This window comes from Kineococcus rubinsiae (assembly GCF_011839805.1).
GTDB classification, from domain to species: Bacteria; Actinomycetota; Actinomycetes; order Actinomycetales; family Kineococcaceae; genus Kineococcus; species Kineococcus rubinsiae.
Genome location: NZ_VWPY01000009.1, coordinates 54,391 through 72,396, shown reverse-complemented (window position 1 = coordinate 72,396; position 18,006 = coordinate 54,391). Strand labels below are relative to the sequence as shown.

The window sequence follows — 18,006 nt, the reverse complement described above, 5'->3', positions numbered from 1 at the left end:
GCGCCGGGCCCGGCCTTGCGCAGGAGGGGCTGCGCCGCCCAGGGTGCACGCAGGGGCGCCCGCGCCCGCCGCCGCCGTCGCCCGACGCGCGGCCCCCGCCAGGAGGAGGAGGTCCCGTGCTGGTCCGCGAGGCCATGAGGAGCCCGGTCGTCACGGTCGCCGAGGACGACGACGTGCCGCACACCGCCCGGGTGCTGCTGCACCACGACATCTCCTCGGTGCCCGTCCTCGACGGCGACGGCCGGCTGGTCGGCGTCGTCAGCGAGTCCGACCTGCTGCGGGGCCGGGTGGGACGCGACCCGCGCGCCCACTTCCTGCCCCGCGACGAGGACGACGCGGCCCCTCCCGGCACCGTCGCCGCCGTCATGACGCGGGAGCCGATCACCGTCGACGTGGGCGCCGACCTCGCCGACGCGACCCGGGTGCTGCTGGCCCGGCGCATCAAGGCGCTGCCCGTGCTGGACGGGCACCGCCTCGTCGGGGTCCTGGCCCGCCGCGACGTGCTGCGCACCCTCGCCCACTCCGACGACGACGTCCGCGAGGCCGTGCTGGCCCGCCTGCACGAGCAGGACCCGGCGCAGGACTGGGACGTCCGGGTGAGCGACGGCGTCGTGACCCTGGACGGGCCCCTGCACGGCGCCGCCCAGCGCCTGGCCGCCGTCGTCGCCCGGACGGTGGCGGGCGTCGTCCGGGTCCGCACGGCCGACGGGGAGGTGGCGGCCCGGTGAGCGCCTCCCCCGCCGCGCCGTCCCCCGCCGGCCCGTACCCCGCGGACCCGTCGGAGCTGGTGGCCCGCCTCGAGGCGGAGGAGCGCGAGCTCGTCCTGCCCTCCTTCGACAACCTCACGGCCTGGCGGCTCGGCACCCTCCTGGCCGAGCGGGCCCTGGCGGACGGGCTGCCGCTGGCGGTCGCCGTGCGCAGGGGCGCCCAGCGGCTCTTCCACGTCGGCCTGCCGGGGTCCTCGGCGGACAACGACGGCTGGCTCGACCGCAAGATGGCGGTCGTCGACCGCTTCGGGCACTCCTCGTACCTGGTGGGGACCCGGTTCCGGGCCGCGGGCGGCGACTTCGACACCGACGCCCGCCTCGACACCCGGCTCTTCGCCGCCCACGGCGGGGCGTTCCCCGTCCTCGTGCGCGACGTCGGCTGCGTCGGGTCGGTGGCCGTCTCCGGCCTGCCGCAGGAGGTGGACCACACCGTCGTGGTCACCGTCCTGCGGGAGTTCCTCGCCGGGACCTGAGCCGCAGCGCAGCCACGGGCACGGCCCGGACGTGGAGGCGCCCGCCGCAGCGATCGCTGCGGCGGGCGCCGGCACGGTGGGGAGGCTGAGCTCAGCTCAGAACTCCCAGTCCTCGTCCTCGGTCTGGACGGCCTTGCCGATGACGTAGCTGGACCCGGAGCCGGAGAAGAAGTCGTGGTTCTCGTCGGCGTTCGGGGACAGCGCCGACAGGATCGCCGGGTTGACGTCGGTGACGTCGCTCGGGAACAGGCCCTCGTAGCCGAGGTTCATCATCGCCTTGTTGGCGTTGTAGTGCAGGAACTTCTGCACGTCGTCGGTCAGCCCGACCCCGTCGTAGAGGTCCGCGGTGTACTCCATCTCGTTCTCGTACATCTCGTACAGGAGCGTGAAGGCGTAGTCCTTGATCTCGTCGCGCTTGGCCTGGCTCACGCGCTCCAGCCCGCGCTGGAACTTGTAGCCGATGTAGTACCCGTGCACGGCCTCGTCGCGGATGATCAGGCGGACCAGGTCGGCGGTGTTCGTCAGCTGCGCGCGGCTGGAGAAGTGCATCGGCAGGTAGAACCCGGAGTAGAACAGGAACGACTCCAGCAGGGTGGAGGCGACCTTCCGCTTCAGCGGGTCGTCACCGTGGTAGTACTCCAGCACGATGGACGCCTTGCGCTGCAGCGCCTCGTTCTGCTCCGACCAGGCGAACGCCTCGTCGATCTCGCGGGTCGAGGCCAGCGTGGAGAAGATCGAGGAGTAGCTGCGGGCGTGCACCGACTCCATGAACGCGATGTTCGTGTAGACGGCCTCCTCGTGCGGCGTGATCGCGTCGGGGATCAGCGAGACCGCGCCGACCGTGCCCTGGATCGTGTCCAGCAGCGTCAGGCCCGTGAACACGCGCATCGTGAGCTGGCGCTCGAGCGGGGTCAGGCGCCCCCACGACTGGACGTCGTTGGACAGCGGCACCTTCTCGGGCAGCCAGAAGTTGCTCGTCAGGCGGTTCCAGACCTCGAGGTCCTTGTCGTCGGTGACGCGGTTCCAGTTGATCGCGTTGACGCGGTCGATGAGCTTCAGCTTCTCCACGGTGTCCTCGTTCGTCGTTCCGGCGTCCGGGTCGACCCGAGTGCCGTAGGGGGTGGTGCGGGACTGGTCAGGACTCAGAGCATGCAGCTGACGCAGCCCTGCACCTCGGTGCCCTCGAGCGCCATCTGGCGGATGCGGACGTAGTAGATCGTCTTGATGCCCTTGCGCCACGCCGAGATCTGCGCCCGATTGATGTCGCGCGTCGTCGCGGTGTCCTTGAAGAACAGGGTCAGCGACAGGCCCTGGTCGACGTGGCGGGTGGCCGCGGCGTAGGTGTCGATGATCTTGTCGGGCCCGATCTCGTAGGCGTCGGCGTAGTACTCCAGGTTGTCGTTCGTCATGAACGGCGCCGGGTAGTACACGCGGCCGAGCTTGCCCTCCTTCCGGATCTCGATCTTGGAGGCGATCGGGTGGATCGAGGAGGTCGAGTTGTTGATGTAGCTGATCGACCCCGTCGGCGGCACGGCCTGGAGGTTCTGGTTGAAGATGCCGTGCTGGACGACCGAGGCGCGCAGCCGGCGCCAGTCCTCCTGGTCCGGGACGGCGATGCCGGCGTTCGCGAAGAGCTCCGCGACCCGCTCGGTCTTCGGCAGCCACGGCGCGTCGGTGTACTGGGCGAAGAAGCTGCCGTCGGCGTAGGTCGAGCGCTCGAAGCCCTCGAACTTCTCCCCGGTCTCGATCGCGAGCAGGTTCGAGGCCCGCAGCGCGTGGTAGAGGACCGTGTAGAAGTAGATGTCGGTGAAGTCGATGCCCTCGGCGCTGCCGTAGTGCACCCGCTCCCGCGCCAGGTACCCGTGCAGGTTCATCTGGCCCAGGCCGATGGCGTGCGAGCGGGCGTTGCCGTGCGCGATCGAGGGCACCGAGCCGATGTCGCTGGCCACGGACACCGCGGTCAGGGCGCGCACCGCGGTCTCGACCGTGTGGCCGAGGTCGCCGCCGTCCATCGCCAGGGCGATGTTCAGGGAGCCCAGGTTGCAGGAGATGTCCTTGCCGACCTCGGCGTAGCTGAGGTCCTCGGCCAGGGTGCTGGGCGTGTTGACCTGCAGGATCTCCGAGCAGAGGTTCGACATGTTGATCCGGCCCGCGATCGGGTTGGCCCGGTTCACCGTGTCCTCGAACACGACGTAGGGGTAGCCCGACTCGAACTGCAGCTCCGCGAGCGTCTGGAAGAACTCGCGGGCGTTGATCGTGGTCTTGCGGATGCGCTCGTCCGCGACCATCTCGGCGTACTTCTCCGTCACCGCGACGTCGCCGAACGGCACCCCGTAGACGCGCTCGACGTCGTAGGGGGAGAACAGGTGCATCGGCTCGTTCTTGCGGGCGAGCTCGAAGGTGATGTCCGGGACCACGACGCCGAGGCTCAGCGTCTTGATCCGGATCTTCTCGTCCGCGTTCTCCCGCTTGGTGTCGAGGAAGCGCAGGATGTCCGGGTGGTGCGCCGAGAGGTACACGGCACCGGCGCCCTGGCGCGCGCCGAGCTGGTTGGCGTAGGAGAAGGAGTCCTCGAGGAGCTTCATCACGGGGATGACGCCCGAGGACTGGTTCTCGATGCGCTTGATCGGCGCGCCGTACTCGCGGATGTTCGACAGGAGCAGGGCGACGCCGCCGCCGCGCTTGGACAGCTGCAGCGCCGAGTTGATGCTGCGGCCGATGGACTCCATGTCGTCCTCGATGCGCAGCAGGAAGCACGAGACGAGCTCACCGCGCGAGGCCTTGCCGGCGTTGAGGAACGTGGGGGTGGCGGGCTGGAAGCGGCCGGCGACCATCTCGTCGACGATGCCCGTCGCGAGCGCCTCGTCGCCGGTGGCCAGCGTCAGCGCGGTCATGACGACGCGGTCCTCGAAGCGCTCGAGGTACTCGGTGCCGTCGAAGGACTTCAGCGCGTAGCTCGTGTAGTACTTGAAGGCCCCGAGGAACGTCGGGAAGCGGAAGCCCGCCCCGTGCGCCCGGTCGGTGAGGTCGCGGACGAACTCGTAGCGGTAGCGGTCCAGCACCTCGCGCTCGTAGTACCCGTTGTCGACCAGGTGGTCGAGGCGCTCGCGCAGGTCGGTGAACTGCCGCGTGCGGGGGTTGACGTGCTGCAGGAAGTACTGGCGGGCCGCCTCGCGGTCGGCGTCGAGCTGGATGCGGCCCTCGGCGTCGTAGAGGTTGAGCATCGCGTTGAGCGTGTGGTAGCTCGGCGCGGCCGGGACGGGGACCGTCTCGGCCGCCGTGGTCGCACCCGCGGTGGTGGGGTCGGAGGTCAGGGTCACAGGGAGTCCAATCCATCGCGGACGCGACGCACGTCGTCGGGGGTCCCGAAGAGCTCGAAGCGGTAGAGGTGGGGCACACCGCACTTGGCGGCGACGATGTCGCCGGCCGCGGCGTAGTGGTCCCCGAAGTTGGTGTTGCCCGCCCCGACGACGCCGCGGATGAGCGAGCGGTTGACGGGGTCGTTCAGGAAGCGGATGACCTGCTTGGGCACCGCTCCGCTGCCGTCCCCGGCGCTGTAGGTGGGGACGATGAGCACGTACGGCTCGGTGACCGTCAGGTGGGCCTCGCGACCCCGCAGCGGGATGCGCTTGGCCGGGACCCCGAGCTTCTCGACGAAGCGCTGGGTGTTGCCGGAGACGCTCGAGAAGTAGACGACGTCCACGGCACTCACACCGGTGGTCTCAGACCGTGAGAGCGGCGAAGCGCTCCGCCACGGCGGAGATGCGGTCCGGGCGGAAGCCCGACCAGTGCTCGTCACCGACGACGACGACCGGGGCCTGCACGTACCCGAGGGCCTGCACGGTCGCGAGGGCCTGCGCGTCCTGCGTGACGTCGACGACCTCGTAGGCGAGGCCCTTCTTGTCCAGGGCGCGGTAGGTGGCCTTGCACTGGACGCACGAGGGAGTGCTGTAGACGGTGATGCTCATGGGATCTTCCTTCCCTCGGGTCCGGTGGAGCCCGCGGTCGAGCTGGTCCAGGTGGTGCTGAAGACACTACCCCTAGGGGCGGTTCGCGCAAACCACCACAAGATGGTGTGTGACAGCCGTGTCATTCGCCCAGGCGGGTGAGCGGGGCGGCACCGGGTCGCGGCAGGGCGTTGACCTGCGGTTCTGCTCCCGCGGGACCCCTTCGTCGCGACTCTGCGTGATGGTTGTTGAGCACGGCGTGTCGGATCCGGTCGGCGTGTCGGGCCCCGGACGCGCCGGGCGGGGCCCGGAGCCGCCCGGCCGCAGCCGGGGGACGCGCGCTCAAGTCCTCGCGGGGCGCGCCGATGGGGACGTGGTGACGACGTACGGCTGGCGGGCGCACCTGGTCGCCGGGGCGGTGCTCGTCCTCGCGTACACCGTCCTGCCGGCGGGCCTGGGTGCCGACGCCGTCTACCAGCTCGTCGCCGTGTCGGCCGCCGTCGCGATCCTCGTGGGCGTGCGCCGCCACCGGCCCACGCACCGCCACCCCTGGCTCCTGCTGGCCGGCGGCCAGCTGCTCTGGGCGGCCGGGGACGGGCTGTGGAACTGGTACGCCGACGTCGCGCACACCGACCCCTACCCCTCGGGCGCCGACGTCGCCTACCTCGCCGCCTACCCGGTGCTCGGCGCCGGCCTCTTCGCGCTGGTGCGGCTGCGGCAGCGGACGCTGGACGCGGGGGCGGTGATCGAGAGCCTCGTCGTGACGGTCGGGCTGTCGCTGCTGTCGTGGGTGGGGCTCGCGGGTCCCGTCTTCGGCGACCCGGACAGCGGGCTGCTGGTCAAGGCCGTGGGGGTCGCCTACCCGCTGGGCGACATCCTCCTGGTCGGGCTCCTCGTGCGGCTGGTCACGACGCCCGGCGCGCGGACCCCGGCCTTCCGCCTGCTGACCGCGGGGGCCCTGCTCCTGCCGGCGGCGGACTCCCTCTTCCTGGTCCAGGAGAGCGTGGGCTCGGCCTCCCTCGCGCACGTGGCGGACGCCCTGTGGCTCGGGTCCTACCTGCTCTTCGGCGCCGCGGCCCTGCACCCGTCGATGGCGGTGCTCGCGAGCCCGGGCGGTGAGGCGTCGAAGGGCTTCTCGCGGCTGCGCCTGCCCGCGCTCGCCGCGGCCGCGCTGGTCGCGCCGGGGGTCCTGGCCGTCGAGCTGGCGCTGGGCGTCCCCGTCCACGGGGGCGCCGTCGTCACGTCCACGGTCAGCCTCATCCTGCTGGTCAGCGCGCGCATGCACCTGGCCCTGCGCTGGATCGCGCAGGCCGCCACGCAGCGGGAGGAGCTGCGCCGCGACCTCGAGCGCTCCGGCTCGACCGACCCCCTGACCGACCTCGCCAACCGCTCGGGCGTGCAGCTGCTGCTGGACGACGCCCTCGAGCGCGGCCGCCGCCACCGGGTCCCCGTCGGCCTGCTGGTCCTCGACGTCGACCGCTTCGGCGACGTCAACGACGCCTGGGGCCACCGCGCGGGCGACGAGGTCCTGCGGGGCGTGGCGCAGCAGCTGCGCCGCGTCGTGCGCACGGACGACACCGTGGGCCGCCTGGGCTCCGACGAGTTCGTCGTCGTGGTGGCCGACGCGGGTTCCGAGCAGGACCTGCGCACCCTCGCCGGCCGGCTGACGCAGCTGTCGGTGGCGGTCAGCGGCCCCGCCGACGGCACCCTGCGGATCACCGCGAGCGTCGGCGCCGTCGTGGACGGGGGCGCGGAGGCCGGGCTCGACGGCGCGGAGTTCCTGCGCCGGGCCGCGCTGGCGGCCTCGCGGGCCAAGGGCGCCGGCGGTGCCCGCGTGGAGGTCTTCGACGCGGACCTGCTGGCCGAGGTCCGCGCGCAGGCCGACGTCGAGGCGGCCGTGCGGCACGGGCTGGGCGCCGGGGAGTTCTCCCTGCACTACCAGCCGGTCGTCGACCTCGCCTCGGGCCGCACCGCGAGCTTCGAGGCCCTCCTGCGCTGGCACCGGCCGGGCCACGGCCCCGTCCCGCCGGACGCCTTCATCCCCGTCGCCGAGCGGTCCTCCCTCGTCTGCGAGGTGGGCCGCTGGGTGCTGGACGAGGCGGCGCGCCAGCTGGCCCTGTGGAACGCCGGGGCGGGCCCCTGCGGCCGGGTGCGGGTGGCGGTCAACGTCTCCGGGCGCCACCTGGCCGAGCCGTCCGTCGTGCAGGACGTCGTGGACGCCCTGGCCCGCTGGGGGGTGCCCGCGAGCGACCTCGGCGTCGAGGTCACCGAGACGGTCCTCCTCGACGAGCGCGCGGTCGCGGGGGCCGTCGTGCAGCTGCGGGCCCTCGGGGTGCGCCTGAGCATCGACGACTTCGGCACGGGGTACACCTCGATCAGCCAGCTGCGGCACCTCACGGCCGACACCCTGAAGATCGACCGGAGCTTCGTCGCCGCCTCGGCCGGCGGTGGCCGCGAGCTGCTCGGGCTGATCGTCCGCGCCGCCCACGCCGTCGGCCTCGAGGTCGTCGCGGAGGGCGTCGAGGAGCAGGCCCAGCTGGACCTGCTCCGCGAGCTGGGCTGCGACGCGGCCCAGGGCTGGCTGTTCGCCCGGGCCGTGCCCGCCGCCGCCGTGCGGCTCGACGGACCCGCGCTCACCGGCCCAGCGATCACCAGTCCTGCGCTCACCGGCCCAGCCATCACCGACCCTGCGATCACCGGCCCCGCACCCGCCCTCGCGGTGGCCGCTCTCGCGGCGCCGGGGGCCGCGGGGCCCCGCGACGAGCCGGAGCTCAGCCGCCCCGCTTGATCGGGTAGAGGGCGTTGCGCGTCTGCCGGCGCAGGGCGGCGGGCCGGTCGTCCTCGCGCGCCTCGCGCAGCCGGCGCATGTTCCGCTCGCTCTCGGCGTCCAGCGCGCGCTCGACCGCCGACTCGTCGACGCGGCTCTCCCACGACTTCTCGACGTGGTCGTTGCGTCCCTGCTCGACGGCGACCGGGAGGGCGTTGCGGGCCGCGAGCGCGTAGAGCGCGGTGACCTTCTCGCCGTTGCGCCACGCGTACTCGTCGAGGAAGGTCGGCGACAGCTCACCCTTGAGGGAGGCGACCTCGAGGTCCCTGATCACCAGGTGCACGGGTTTCACGGTCGGGACCTCCAGCGTCGTCGGGCGGCCGGGGTCGGCCGTGCAGACACCATCGGGCGCGCCGCGCGTGCGCCTGAGCGCCGCAGCACACCCCGCACCTCCCCGATCTTCTAGATCACCCGTTCGGCCGCAGCGACCGCCGCTCCCGCGCGGCCGGGCGCACGGCAGGATGCCCGCGTGCCTCCCGCCGCCCCCGTCCAGCTCCGCACCGCCCTCCTCGCCGCCGTCGCGTGCGCCCGGGCCGGCGACGGCCCCGGGGTCGCCGAGCAGACGGGGCACCTCGCCCGCCTGGACGTCGAGCAGGTCCGCAGCGTCGTGGGCTGGCTGCTGCGCTCGCTGCTGGAGGAGCGCCACCCCGACGGCCTGGACTCCGACGACCTGCGCGACACCGTCTCCGCCGCCGCCCGCGCCGCGCTGCCGTGGTTCGACGAGCTGGACCCGCAGGTGCTCGTCGGCGTCCTCACGGGCGCCCTGGGCGTGCACGACGCGGCCGAGGGCGGGGACCCGGTGGACCCGCTGCTCGCCGTGCAGCACGCCGTCGTGCTGGTCGCCGAGCTCGCCGCCGGCCCCGGGCCGGGCATCGCCGCCCACCTGGACGCGGCCCTGGCGGAGCTGCGGCGCGCCGAGACGGTCGAGATGCCCTGAGCCGTCCCCTCGGGCCGGCCACGGGCCGCTCAGCCCGAGGAGCGGACCGTGCGCCGGACCAGGGGCACGCCCGGCCGGTAGGCCAGATGGACGGCGGAGGGGGCGTCCAGCACCGCGAAGTCCGCCCACGCGCCGGCGCGCAGGTGCCCGACGTCGTCGCGGCGCAGCGACGCGGCCCCGCCGGCCGTCGCCGACCACAGGGCCTCGCGCGGGGTCAGCCCCATCTCCCGCACGGCGACCGCGACGCAGAACGGCATCGACGACGTGTACGAGCTGCCGGGGTTGCAGTCGGTGGCGAGCGCCACCGTGACGCCCGCGTCGAGCAGCCGCCGCGCGTCGGGGTAGGGCTGGCGGGTGGAGAACTCGACCCCGGGCAGCAGCCCCGCCACGACGCCCGCCCCCGCGAGCGCCTCGACGTCGGCGTCGGTGAGGAACGTGCAGTGGTCGGCGGCGGCGGCCCCGACCTCGCAGGCCACCTGCACACCCGGGCCGTACCCGAGCTGGTTGGCGTGCACGCGGGGCAGCAGGCCCGCGGCGCGGCCCGCGAGCAGGACCGCGCGGGCCTCGGCGGCCCCGAAGGCGCCGTCCTCGCAGAACACGTCGACCCAGCGGGCGTGCGGGGCGCACGCCGCGAGCATCTCCCCCGTGACCAGCTCGACGTAGGCGGCGACCTCGCTGCCCGCCGGCACGACGTGGGCGCCCAGGAACGTGGTCTCGGCCGTGTGCCGGCGGGCCAGGCGCAGCGAGCGCTCCTCGTCGGCGACCGTCAGGCCGTACCCGCTCTTGACCTCGACCGTCGTGGTGCCCTGGGCGCGCATCTCGGCGAGCAGCCGCACGAGGCCGGCCTCGAGCGCGGCGTCGGGGGCCGCGCGGGTCGCGGCGACGGTGCTGCGGATCCCGCCCGCCGCGTACGGGACGCCGGCGGCGCGCGCCTCGAACTCCGCCGAGCGCTCCCCCGCGAAGACCAGGTGGGCGTGGGAGTCCACGAACCCGGGCACGACGGCCGCGCCCGCCACGTCGAGGGCCTCGTCGGCGGCGGGGGCGTCAGCGGCGTCCCCGCTCCAGGCGACACGGCCGGCGTCGACGACGAGGGCGGCGTCGCGGCGCACGGGCCGCTCCTCGTCCCAGGTCGTCAGCTCGCCGATCCCGGTCACCAGCAGGGTGCTCACACGCGCCTCCACACCTCGGCCACGGCGGCGGCGAGCCCCGCGGCGACCTCCCCGGGGTCCAGCTCCGGCACGACGTCGGCGGCCGTGGCCGCCCACAGCGGGGTCGTCACGCCCGCGAGGCGCACGGACCCGGCGTCCAGCGCGATCCGGTCGTCGACACCGGCGAAGCCGAGCGAGGCGTACCCGTCCGCGGTCGCCGCCGCGGTGAGCTGCGCGGCCGACCACGCGCCCCGGCGGCCGCTGGCGAGCCGCTCGTGCATCTCCACGGCCCGCGCCTCGGCGAACAGGTCCACGACGGTGGCGCTGTCGGAGCCCAGCGTCAGGCGGGCCCCCGCGTCGCGCAGCGCGACGCTCGGGCCGATGCCGTCGGCGAGCTCGGCCTCCGTCGTGGGGCAGAAGCACGCGGAGGAGCCCGACGCCCCGAGCACCGCGACGTCCGCGGGCGTCAGGTGGGTGGCGTGCACGGCCGTGCTGCGCGGCCCCCAGACGCCCGCCTCGGCCAGCAGCTGCACGGGCGTGAGCCCCGTCGCGGCCAGGCACGCCGCGTTCTCGGCGGGCTGCTCGGAGACGTGCACGTGCAGGGGCGCGCCGGGCAGGGCCCCGGCGACGGTGGGCAGCTCCTCGCGCGCGACGGCCCGCACGGAGTGCACGGCCGCCCCCACCACGACGTCGTCGGCCCCGGCGTAGCGGTCGGCGAGGTCGCGGGCGCGCTCGGCCCAGGCCTCGGCGCTGCCGTCGTCGAAGCGGCGCTGCACGCCCTCGGCGGGACGTCCCGGACCCGCCTGGCGGTAGCAGGTGTCGAGCAGGCAGATCCGCAGCCCGACCGCGCGGGCGGCCTCGACGAGCGCCTCACCCATCGCGTTCGGGTCGGCGTAGGGGGTCCCGTCGGGGCCGTGGTGCACGTAGTGGAACTCCCCCACGACCCCGACGCCCGCCAGGCGCATCTCCCCGAAGGCCCCGACCGCCAGCTCGTGCAGCAGGTCAGGGTCCAGGACCGCGGCCACGGCGTACATCCGCTCCCGCCAGGCCCAGAACGTGTCGCCGCCGACGTCGCGGCCGCGCAGGGCGCGGTGGAAGACGTGGCTGTGGCAGTTCGCGAGGGCGGGGTGGTCCAGGACGGCCGTCACGAGGCTCCCGCGAGGTCCCGCACGACCGCCGTGAGCGCCTCGACGCCCGCGGCGCAGTCGTCGTCGTCGGCGAACTCCGAGGGCGCGTGCGAGACGCCGGTCGGGTTGCGCACGAACAGCATCGCCGTCGGCAGCAGCGGGCTGAGGACCCCGGCGTCGTGCCCGGCGCCGGTCGGCAGGACGGGTGCATCGAGCAGCGTCGCGAGGCGGTCGCGCAGCCCCGCGTCGAAGGACACCGCGGGGCTCACGGACTCCGCGACCACCTCGACGCTCGTCCCGTCGTCCTCGGCCGCGGTCTGCGCGGCCGCGGTGATCGCGGCGACGAGCTCGGCCAGGTCGGCCTCCCCGGCCGCGCGCGAGTCCAGCCACGCCTGCACGCGCGAGGGGATCGCGTTCGTCCCGCCCGGTTCGACGTCGAGGCGGCCGAAGGTGGCCCGGGCCCCGGCCGCGGTGGCCAGGCGGCGCGCCGCCAGGACGGTGGCCGCGAACGCCTGCACGGGGTCGTGCCGGTCCGGCATGGGCGTGGCGCCGGCGTGGTTCGCCTCGCCGCGGAAGTCGAACCGCCAGCGCCCGTGCGGCCAGATGGCGCTCGCGACGCCCACGGCCGCGCCGTCGTGGACGAGGGAGCGCCCCTGCTCGACGTGCAGCTCGACGAAGGTCCCGACGCGGGTGAGCCACTCCGCGGGGCCAACCGCGAGCGGGTCGCGGCCCCGGGCGCGCACCACCTCGGCCATCGTCCGGCCGTCGCGGTCGGTCAGCGCGAGGGCCCGCTCGGGCGCCAGCGCCCCGGCGGCGAGCCGGGAACCCGCGCACGCGACGCCGAACCGGGCCCCCTCCTCGTCGGCGAAGTTCGCCACGACGACGGGCCGGGCGGGCCGGAAGCCCTCGCGCTGCAGCGCGTCCACGGCCGCGAAGGACGACACGACGCCGAGCGGGCCGTCGTAGGCGCCGCCGTCGGGGACGGAGTCCAGGTGGGAGCCGAGCAGCAGGGCGTCGTGGCCGTCCTCGGCGCCCCACCAGGCGAGCTGGTTGCCGTTGCCGTCCTCGACCAGCACGAGGCCGCGCTGCCGCGCCTCGCCCGCGAACCACTCGCGCAGCGCCATGTCGGCGTCGGACCAGGCGGAGCGCCGGTACCCGCCGGTGCCCGGGTGGCGGCCGACGTCGGCGATCGGCGCGAGCAGGCTCACGCCTCCGCCATGGGGACCCGCAGGCCGCGCTCGGCCGCGACCTCGGCGGCGCGCTCGTAGCCCGCGTCGACGTGGCGCATGACGCCCGTGCCGGGGTCGTTCACGAGCACCCGACTGATCTTCTCCGCGGCCAGCGCAGTCCCGTCGGCGACGATCACCTGCCCCGCGTGGATCGAGCGGCCGATGCCGACGCCGCCGCCGTGGTGCAGCGAGACCCACGTCGCGCCCGAGGCGGTGTTCAGCAGGGCGTTCAGCAGCGGCCAGTCGGCGATCGCGTCGGACCCGTCGGCCATGGCCTCCGTCTCGCGGTACGGCGACGCGACGGACCCGGAGTCGAGGTGGTCGCGGCCGATGACGACGGGGGCGCTGAGCTCGCCGGAGGCGACCATCTCGTTGAACCGCAGCCCCGCGAGGTGGCGCTCCTGGTAGCCCAGCCAGCAGATGCGCGCGGGCAGGCCCTCGAACTGCACCTTCTCCCCCGCCTTGCGGATCCACCGGGCCAGGTGCTCGTCGTTCGGGAACAGTTCCAGCACAGCGCGGTCGGTGGCCGCGATGTCGGCCGGGTCCCCCGACAGCGCGGCCCAGCGGAACGGCCCCTTGCCCTCGCAGAACAGGGGGCGGATGTAGGCGGGGACGAACCCGGGGAAGGAGAACGCGCGCTCGCAGCCGCCCAGGCGGGCCTCGGCCCGGATCGAGTTGCCGTAGTCGAACACCTCCGCCCCCGCGTCGGCGAAACCCACCATGGCCTCGACGTGCTTCGCCATCGACGCCCGGGCGAGCTCCGTGAACCCCTCGGGGTCGGCGGCCGCCCGGTCCTTCCAGTCCTCCAGCGCGATCCCCTCGGGCAGGTAGCTCAGCGGGTCGTGGGCGCTGGTCTGGTCGGTCACGACGTCGATCGGCACGCCCCGGCGCAGCAGTTCGGGGAACACGGCGGCGGCGTTGCCGAGCAGGCCGACGGACACGGCGCGCCGGGCCTCCTTGGCGGCCACGACGCGGGCCACGGCGTCGTCGAGGTCGGTCGTGTACTCGTCGAGGTAGCCGTGCTTCACGCGGCGCGCGAGCCGGGCCTCGTCGACGTCGACGACCAGCGCGACGCCGTCGTTCATCGTGACCGCCAGCGGCTGCGCGCCACCCATGCCGCCCGCCCCGCCGGTCAGGGTGATGGTGCCGGCGAGGGTGCCGCCGAACCGCTTGCGCGCCACGGCCCCGAACGTCTCGTAGGTGCCCTGCAGGATCCCCTGCGTGCCGATGTAGATCCACGACCCGGCCGTCATCTGGCCGTACATCGTGAGGCCCTCGGCCTCCAGGAGCCGGAACTCCGGCCACGTCGCCCAGTCGCCCACGAGGTGGGAGTTCGCGATGAGCACCCGCGGCGCCCACGCGTGCGTGCGGAACACCCCGACGGGCTTGCCCGACTGCACGAGCAGCGTCTCGTCGTCGGCCAGGGTCTGGAGGGTCCGCACGATCGCGTCGTAGGCCTTCCAGCTCCGCGCCGCCTTCCCCGTCCCGCCGTAGACGACGAGGTCCTCGGGGCGCTCGGCGACCTCGGGGTCGAGGTTGTTCATGAGCATGCGCAGCGGGGCCTCGGTCTGCCACGAGCGCGCGGTCAGGGTGGTGCCGCGGGCGGCGCGGACGGCGGGACGGTTCACGAGGACTCTCCTGCTCGGTGGGCGGACGGGGCGGTGGGGAGGTCGGGACCTCCTGCGGCGGAGGCGGACAGCGCCGCGGCGAGCAGCTCGCCGGAGCGCACGAGGTCGGTGGCGGCCTCGATCTCGGGGGCGAGGAACCGGTCGGGGCCGGGGCCCTGGACGCGGCGGCGCAGCACCGCGATGGCCGCCCCCGTGGCCGGGGCCGGGACCAGGGGCGCCCGCAGGTCGACGCCCCGCGCGGCGGTGAGCAGCTCGATCGCCAGGACGCGCTCGAGCCCGGCGACCGCGAGGCGGAGCTTGCGGGCGGCGGACCAGCCGAGGGACACGTGGTCCTCCTGCAGGGCGCTGGAGGGGATCGAGTCGACGCTCGCGGGCACGGCGAGGCGCTTGAGCTCGGCGACGACGGCGGCCTGCGTGTACTGGGCGATCATGTGACCGGAGTCGACGCCGGGGTCGTCGGCGAGGAACGCCGGCAGCCCGCGGTTGCGGTGCACGTCGAGGAACCGGTCGGTGCGGCGCTCGCTCATGCTCGCGACGTCGGCGACGGGGATCGCCAGGAAGTCCAGGACGTAGGCCAGCGGGGCGCCGTGGAAGTTCCCGTGCGACTCCACGCGCCCGTCGGGCAGCACCGAGGGGTTGTCGATGGCCGCCGACAGCTCGAACCCCGCGACCCGCGCGGCGTGCTCGAGGGTGTCGCGGGCGCCGCCGTGGACCTGCGGGGCGCAGCGCAGCGAGTAGGCGTCCTGCACGACGCCGTCGCCGAAGCGGTGGCTCGCGACGATCGGCGAGCCGGCGAGGAACCGGCGCAGCTGCGCGGCCGAGACGGCCTGGCCCGGCTGGGGCCGCAGCGCCTGCAGGTCGGCGGCGAACACCCGGTCGGTCCCGAGCAGCCCCTCGACGCTCATGGCGGCGGCGAGGTCGGCCGTGTCGAGCAGGCGGCGCAGGTCGTGCAGCGCGAGCAGGAGCATGCCGAGCATCCCGTCGGTGCCGTTGATGAGCGCGAGGCCCTCCTTCTCGGCCAGCACGACGGGCGTCAGGCCGTGCTCGGCCAGCGCCTCGGCCGCGGGGCGCACGACGCCGCGGTCGACGACCTCCCCCTCGCCCGTCACCGCGAGCGCCACGTGGGCCAGGGGTGCGAGGTCGCCCGAGCAGCCGAGGCTGCCGTGCTCGTGCACGACGGGGACCAGGCCCGCGTTCAGCAGGGCCGCGTAGGCCTCGGCGGTCTCGAGCCGGACGCCCGTGCGCCCCGTCGCGAGGGTCGACAGGCGCAGCAGCACCAGCGCGCGGACGACCTCGTCCTCGACGCGCGGCCCGCTGCCGGCCGCGTGCGAGCGGATGAGGCTGCGCTGCAGCCGGGTGCGCTGCCCCGGCGGGACGTGCCGGGTGGCGAGCGCCCCGAACCCGGTGGACACGCCGTACACGGGCACCTCGGCGCGGGCGAGCTCCTCGACCACCGCGCGCGCCGCCCCGATCGCCGCGCGGGCCCCGTCGGTGAGCGCGACGCGGGCGCCGTGGCGCGCGACGGCGACGACGTCCTCGGGGCTCAGCGGCCCGGTGCCCACGGCGATCTCCTGCATCCCCCCATCCGAGCCCCTGGCGGGCGCCGGGACCAGCACCCGGCAGCGCTTGGCGTCTCGGATGCGAGACAGTGGGCCGGTGCCCCGCGCCGTGCCCGCCGCCACCGCGACCCTGCGCGTCCTGCGGTTCCTGTCCGGGCAGCCCGTCCCCGTCCCGGCGGCCCGGATCGCGACGGCGCTCGGCCTGCCGCGCTCCACCACGTACCACCTGCTGGCGGCCATGGCGGAGGAGTCGTTCGTCGTGCACTACCCCGAGGACCGCTGCTGGGGCATCGGCGTGGGCGCGTGGGAGGTCGGGCACGCCTTCGCCCAGCAGGAGCCGCTGGCCCGCCTCGCGCGCGTCCCGCTCGCCCGCCTCGTCGACGGCGTGGGCCTCTCGGCGCACCTGGCCGTCCTGCACGGGGCGGACGTCCTCTACGTCCTGGAGGAGCGGGCGCCGGGGCGGCCGCCGCTGGTCACGGACGTCGGGGTGCGGCTGCCCGCGCACCTGACGGCGTCGGGGCGCGCCATCCTCGCGGCGCTGCCGCCGGCGCAGGTGCGCGCCCTGTACCCGGGGGCCGCGGCGTTCGTCTCCCGCACGGGGCGCGGCCCCACCACGCCGTCGGCCCTGCGCGCGGTGCTGGCCGCGTCGCGGCAGCGCGGGTGGTCGGTGGAGGACGGCGAGGTCACCGAGGGGTTCACCTCGGTGGCGGTGGCCGTGCCGGCGCGCACGGTCCGCGCGAGCGTGGCGCTCACCTGGGAGGCGGGCCGCGCCGCGACCACCGAGGCGGACCTCGTCGGGGCGGTGCGCCGCACGGCCGCGGCCATCGGCGCCCGCCTCGGCGGCGGCTGAACCGCCCGCGGTTCAGGCCACGGGCCCCGCGGCGACGACGTCCACCTCGACGACGGCACCCACCGCGAGCCCCGTGACGCCGACGGTCGTGCGCGCGGGCAGCGGCCCCGCGAACCAGCCGCGGTAGGCGTCGTTGAAGGCGTCGAAGTCGGTGAAGTCGGTGAGGTAGACCCGGACCTGCAGGGCGTCGTCGAAGGTCAGGCCGAACTGCGCGAGGACGGCGGACAGGTTGCGCCGCACCTGCTCCGCCTGCTCGAGCAGACCGCCGGCGACGAGCTGCCCCGTCGCGGGGTCGGTCGGCATCTGGCCCGTGACGAACACCAGCTCCCCCCAGCGGGTGGCGTGCGCGAACGGTCCCACCTGGGGCGGGACGCCGTCGGCCGGGGTGAAGACGAACGTCTCCTTGGTGCGGGCCGGGGGCTGCTGCTCGGGGTCGCTCATGGCCGCACCCTGCCAGCCCCTCGGGGCGGTCCGCCCACCGGATCACGCACCGGGCAGATCATTGACATCTCAAGTACTTCCCCGCATGCTGGAGGTGTCCCGCCCCCACCACCGCCCCAGGAGCCCCCGTGTCCCAGCCCGCCCCGCTCCCGCCGACCTCCCCCCGGACCACCGGGGCGGCGGACCTGCTGGCGCCGGACACGGAGATGGACGCCGTGACCCTGCACGTGGCCGACCTGGCCGTGATGGGCGACTACTACCGCCGGGCCCTGGGGCTGCAGGAGCTGGACCGCACCCTCGCGCGCCCGGTCACGACGGTCGCGGGCGGCGCTCGTCCGGACGTCGCGGTGCTCGGCCGCGACGGCCGGCCGCTGGTCGTCCTCGTGCACACCCCGGGCCTGCCGGCGCCGCGCCGCGGGGAGGCGGGTCTGTTCCACACCGCGCTGCTGTTCCCCGACCGCGCCGCCCTGGCGGCCGCGGTGGCGGGCGCCGCCCGCCACCCCCGCTCGCGCTACGTCGGTTCCGCCGACCACCTGGTGTCGCAGGCCTTCTACTTCACCGACCCCGAGGGCAACGGCATCGAGCTGTACTGGGACCGCCCCCGCAACCTGTGGACCTGGCACGGCGGCCGCGTGCAGATGGCCACCGAGCCCCTCGACCCGAACGCCTTCCTGGCGGAGCACCTGGACGCCGAGGGCGGGAGCAACGCCGCGGTGGGCCACGTCCACCTCAAGGTCGGCGACATCGCCACGGCCCGCCGGTTCTACGTCGAGACCCTCGGCTTCGACGTCACGGCCGACCTGGGCAGCGCCCTGTTCTTCTCCGCCGGCGGCTACCACCACCACATGGCCGTCAACACCTGGGAGAGCGCGGGCACCGGGGCCCGCGCGGCCACGATCGGTCTCGGGCAGGTGTCGATCGTCGTGCCCACCGCCGGTGACGTCGAGGCCCTGGCGGAACGCCTGGGCGCGCACTCCGTGGACCACCGCTCCGACGGGCGCACGCTGCGCTTCGAGGACCCGTGGCGGACGCTGCTCGAGGTCAGCGCCGCCGACCGGGACTGACCGCGGCGT

General features: G+C 75.0%; 17 protein-coding genes. 6 read left to right on the top strand and 11 right to left on the bottom strand.

All coding sequences use genetic code 11. The features are described from left to right. The first annotated feature begins 116 nt into the window (after nt 1–116). Both F1544_RS07610 and F1544_RS07605 read left to right on the top strand, forming a co-directional pair. Nucleotides 117–728 carry a CBS domain-containing protein gene (locus tag F1544_RS07610; protein ID WP_167583867.1) on the top strand — a complete coding sequence of 204 codons (612 nt, stop codon included), beginning with the start codon at nt 117–119 and terminating at the stop codon, nt 726–728. Beyond that, on the top strand, nt 725–1,240 hold the full coding sequence (locus F1544_RS07605; protein WP_167583865.1) for a heme-degrading domain-containing protein: 516 nt from the start codon (nt 725–727) through the stop codon (nt 1,238–1,240). The genes F1544_RS07610 and F1544_RS07605 overlap by 4 nt, the downstream gene beginning before the upstream one ends. Before the next feature lie 96 nt (nt 1,241–1,336). Here the strand turns inward: F1544_RS07605 and nrdF are convergent, their stop codons facing one another. The 4 genes from nrdF to nrdH all read right to left on the bottom strand — a co-directional run bounded on the left by nrdF (nt 1,337) and on the right by nrdH (nt 5,208). Then, the gene (gene nrdF / locus F1544_RS07600) at nt 1,337–2,308 is read right to left on the bottom strand and encodes a class 1b ribonucleoside-diphosphate reductase subunit beta (protein WP_167583863.1); all 972 of its coding nucleotides are present in this window, start codon (nt 2,306–2,308) and stop codon (nt 1,337–1,339) included. A gap of 74 nt (nt 2,309–2,382) precedes the next feature. Then, nucleotides 2,383–4,560, bottom strand: a complete 2,178-nt coding sequence (gene nrdE, locus F1544_RS07595) for a class 1b ribonucleoside-diphosphate reductase subunit alpha (protein WP_167583861.1) — start codon at nt 4,558–4,560, stop codon at nt 2,383–2,385. Further along, nucleotides 4,557–4,952, bottom strand: coding sequence for a class Ib ribonucleoside-diphosphate reductase assembly flavoprotein NrdI (gene nrdI / locus F1544_RS07590; protein ID WP_308469938.1), 396 nt, complete (start codon nt 4,950–4,952; stop codon nt 4,557–4,559). Before nrdI ends, nrdE begins: the two co-directional genes overlap by 4 nt. Before the next feature lie 10 nt (nt 4,953–4,962). After that, entirely contained in the window at nt 4,963–5,208 is a 246-nt protein-coding gene (gene nrdH, locus F1544_RS07585) for a glutaredoxin-like protein NrdH (RefSeq protein ID WP_167583857.1), read from the bottom strand. A 355-nt stretch (nt 5,209–5,563) separates the two neighbouring features. Between nrdH and F1544_RS25785 the strand changes: the two genes are divergently transcribed. Beyond that, nucleotides 5,564–7,975, top strand: coding sequence for a putative bifunctional diguanylate cyclase/phosphodiesterase (locus F1544_RS25785; protein WP_167583855.1), 2,412 nt, complete (start codon nt 5,564–5,566; stop codon nt 7,973–7,975). Here F1544_RS25785 and F1544_RS07575 read toward each other — a convergent pair. After that, the gene (locus F1544_RS07575) at nt 7,959–8,306 is read right to left on the bottom strand and encodes a hypothetical protein (RefSeq protein ID WP_167583853.1); all 348 of its coding nucleotides are present in this window, start codon (nt 8,304–8,306) and stop codon (nt 7,959–7,961) included. The two genes, F1544_RS25785 and F1544_RS07575, sit on opposite strands and share 17 nt — an antisense overlap. Nucleotides 8,307–8,483: 177 nt before the next feature. Here F1544_RS07575 and F1544_RS07570 point away from each other — a divergent pair, with 177 nt between their 5' ends. Next, nucleotides 8,484–8,951: a hypothetical protein gene (locus F1544_RS07570; protein ID WP_167583851.1), complete on the top strand. Its 468-nt coding sequence runs from the start codon at nt 8,484–8,486 to the stop codon at nt 8,949–8,951. Between the two features lie 29 nt (nt 8,952–8,980). Here the strand turns inward: F1544_RS07570 and hutI are convergent, their stop codons facing one another. From hutI to hutH, 5 genes are read right to left on the bottom strand one after another with little or no spacing between them, the layout of a single operon-like run. Continuing rightward, nucleotides 8,981–10,120 (bottom strand): imidazolonepropionase, encoded by a 1,140-nt coding sequence (hutI, locus tag F1544_RS07565; RefSeq protein ID WP_167583849.1) that lies wholly within the window; start codon nt 10,118–10,120, stop codon nt 8,981–8,983. Continuing rightward, nucleotides 10,117–11,247 (bottom strand): formimidoylglutamate deiminase, encoded by a 1,131-nt coding sequence (locus F1544_RS07560; RefSeq protein ID WP_208971451.1) that lies wholly within the window; start codon nt 11,245–11,247, stop codon nt 10,117–10,119. Before F1544_RS07560 ends, hutI begins: the two co-directional genes overlap by 4 nt. Continuing rightward, nucleotides 11,244–12,428, bottom strand: coding sequence for an allantoate amidohydrolase (locus F1544_RS07555; protein WP_167583941.1), 1,185 nt, complete (start codon nt 12,426–12,428; stop codon nt 11,244–11,246). The genes F1544_RS07560 and F1544_RS07555 overlap by 4 nt, the downstream gene beginning before the upstream one ends. A gap of 2 nt (nt 12,429–12,430) precedes the next feature. After that, the gene (gene hutU, locus F1544_RS07550) at nt 12,431–14,083 is read right to left on the bottom strand and encodes a urocanate hydratase (RefSeq protein ID WP_167583847.1); all 1,653 of its coding nucleotides are present in this window, start codon (nt 14,081–14,083) and stop codon (nt 12,431–12,433) included. After that, nucleotides 14,080–15,660, bottom strand: coding sequence for a histidine ammonia-lyase (gene hutH, locus F1544_RS07545; protein ID WP_167583845.1), 1,581 nt, complete (start codon nt 15,658–15,660; stop codon nt 14,080–14,082). The genes hutU and hutH overlap by 4 nt, the downstream gene beginning before the upstream one ends. Nucleotides 15,661–15,739: 79 nt before the next feature. On the opposite strand from hutH, the gene F1544_RS07540 reads away from it, so the two are divergent. Further along, on the top strand, nt 15,740–16,492 hold the full coding sequence (locus F1544_RS07540; RefSeq protein WP_308469936.1) for an IclR family transcriptional regulator: 753 nt from the start codon (nt 15,740–15,742) through the stop codon (nt 16,490–16,492). 12 nt (nt 16,493–16,504) lie between these two features. On the opposite strand, the gene F1544_RS07535 is transcribed toward F1544_RS07540, so the two are convergent. After that, entirely contained in the window at nt 16,505–16,933 is a 429-nt protein-coding gene (locus F1544_RS07535) for a RidA family protein (RefSeq protein ID WP_167583841.1), read from the bottom strand. 128 nt (nt 16,934–17,061) lie between these two features. On the opposite strand from F1544_RS07535, the gene F1544_RS07530 reads away from it, so the two are divergent. After that, nucleotides 17,062–17,997, top strand: a complete 936-nt coding sequence (locus F1544_RS07530; protein ID WP_208971450.1) for a VOC family protein — start codon at nt 17,062–17,064, stop codon at nt 17,995–17,997. Nucleotides 17,998–18,006 lie beyond the last annotated feature (9 nt).

What these genes read in the sequence shown, in the direction of transcription:
- nrdH (WP_167583857.1), bottom strand. Translation starts at nt 5,208, where the DNA reads ATGAGCATCACCGTCTACAGCACTCCCTCGTGCGTCCAGTGCAAGGCC.
- hutH (WP_167583845.1), bottom strand. Translation starts at nt 15,660, where the DNA reads ATGCAGGAGATCGCCGTGGGCACCGGGCCGCTGAGCCCCGAGGACGTC.
- F1544_RS07535 (WP_167583841.1), bottom strand. Translation starts at nt 16,933, where the DNA reads ATGAGCGACCCCGAGCAGCAGCCCCCGGCCCGCACCAAGGAGACGTTC.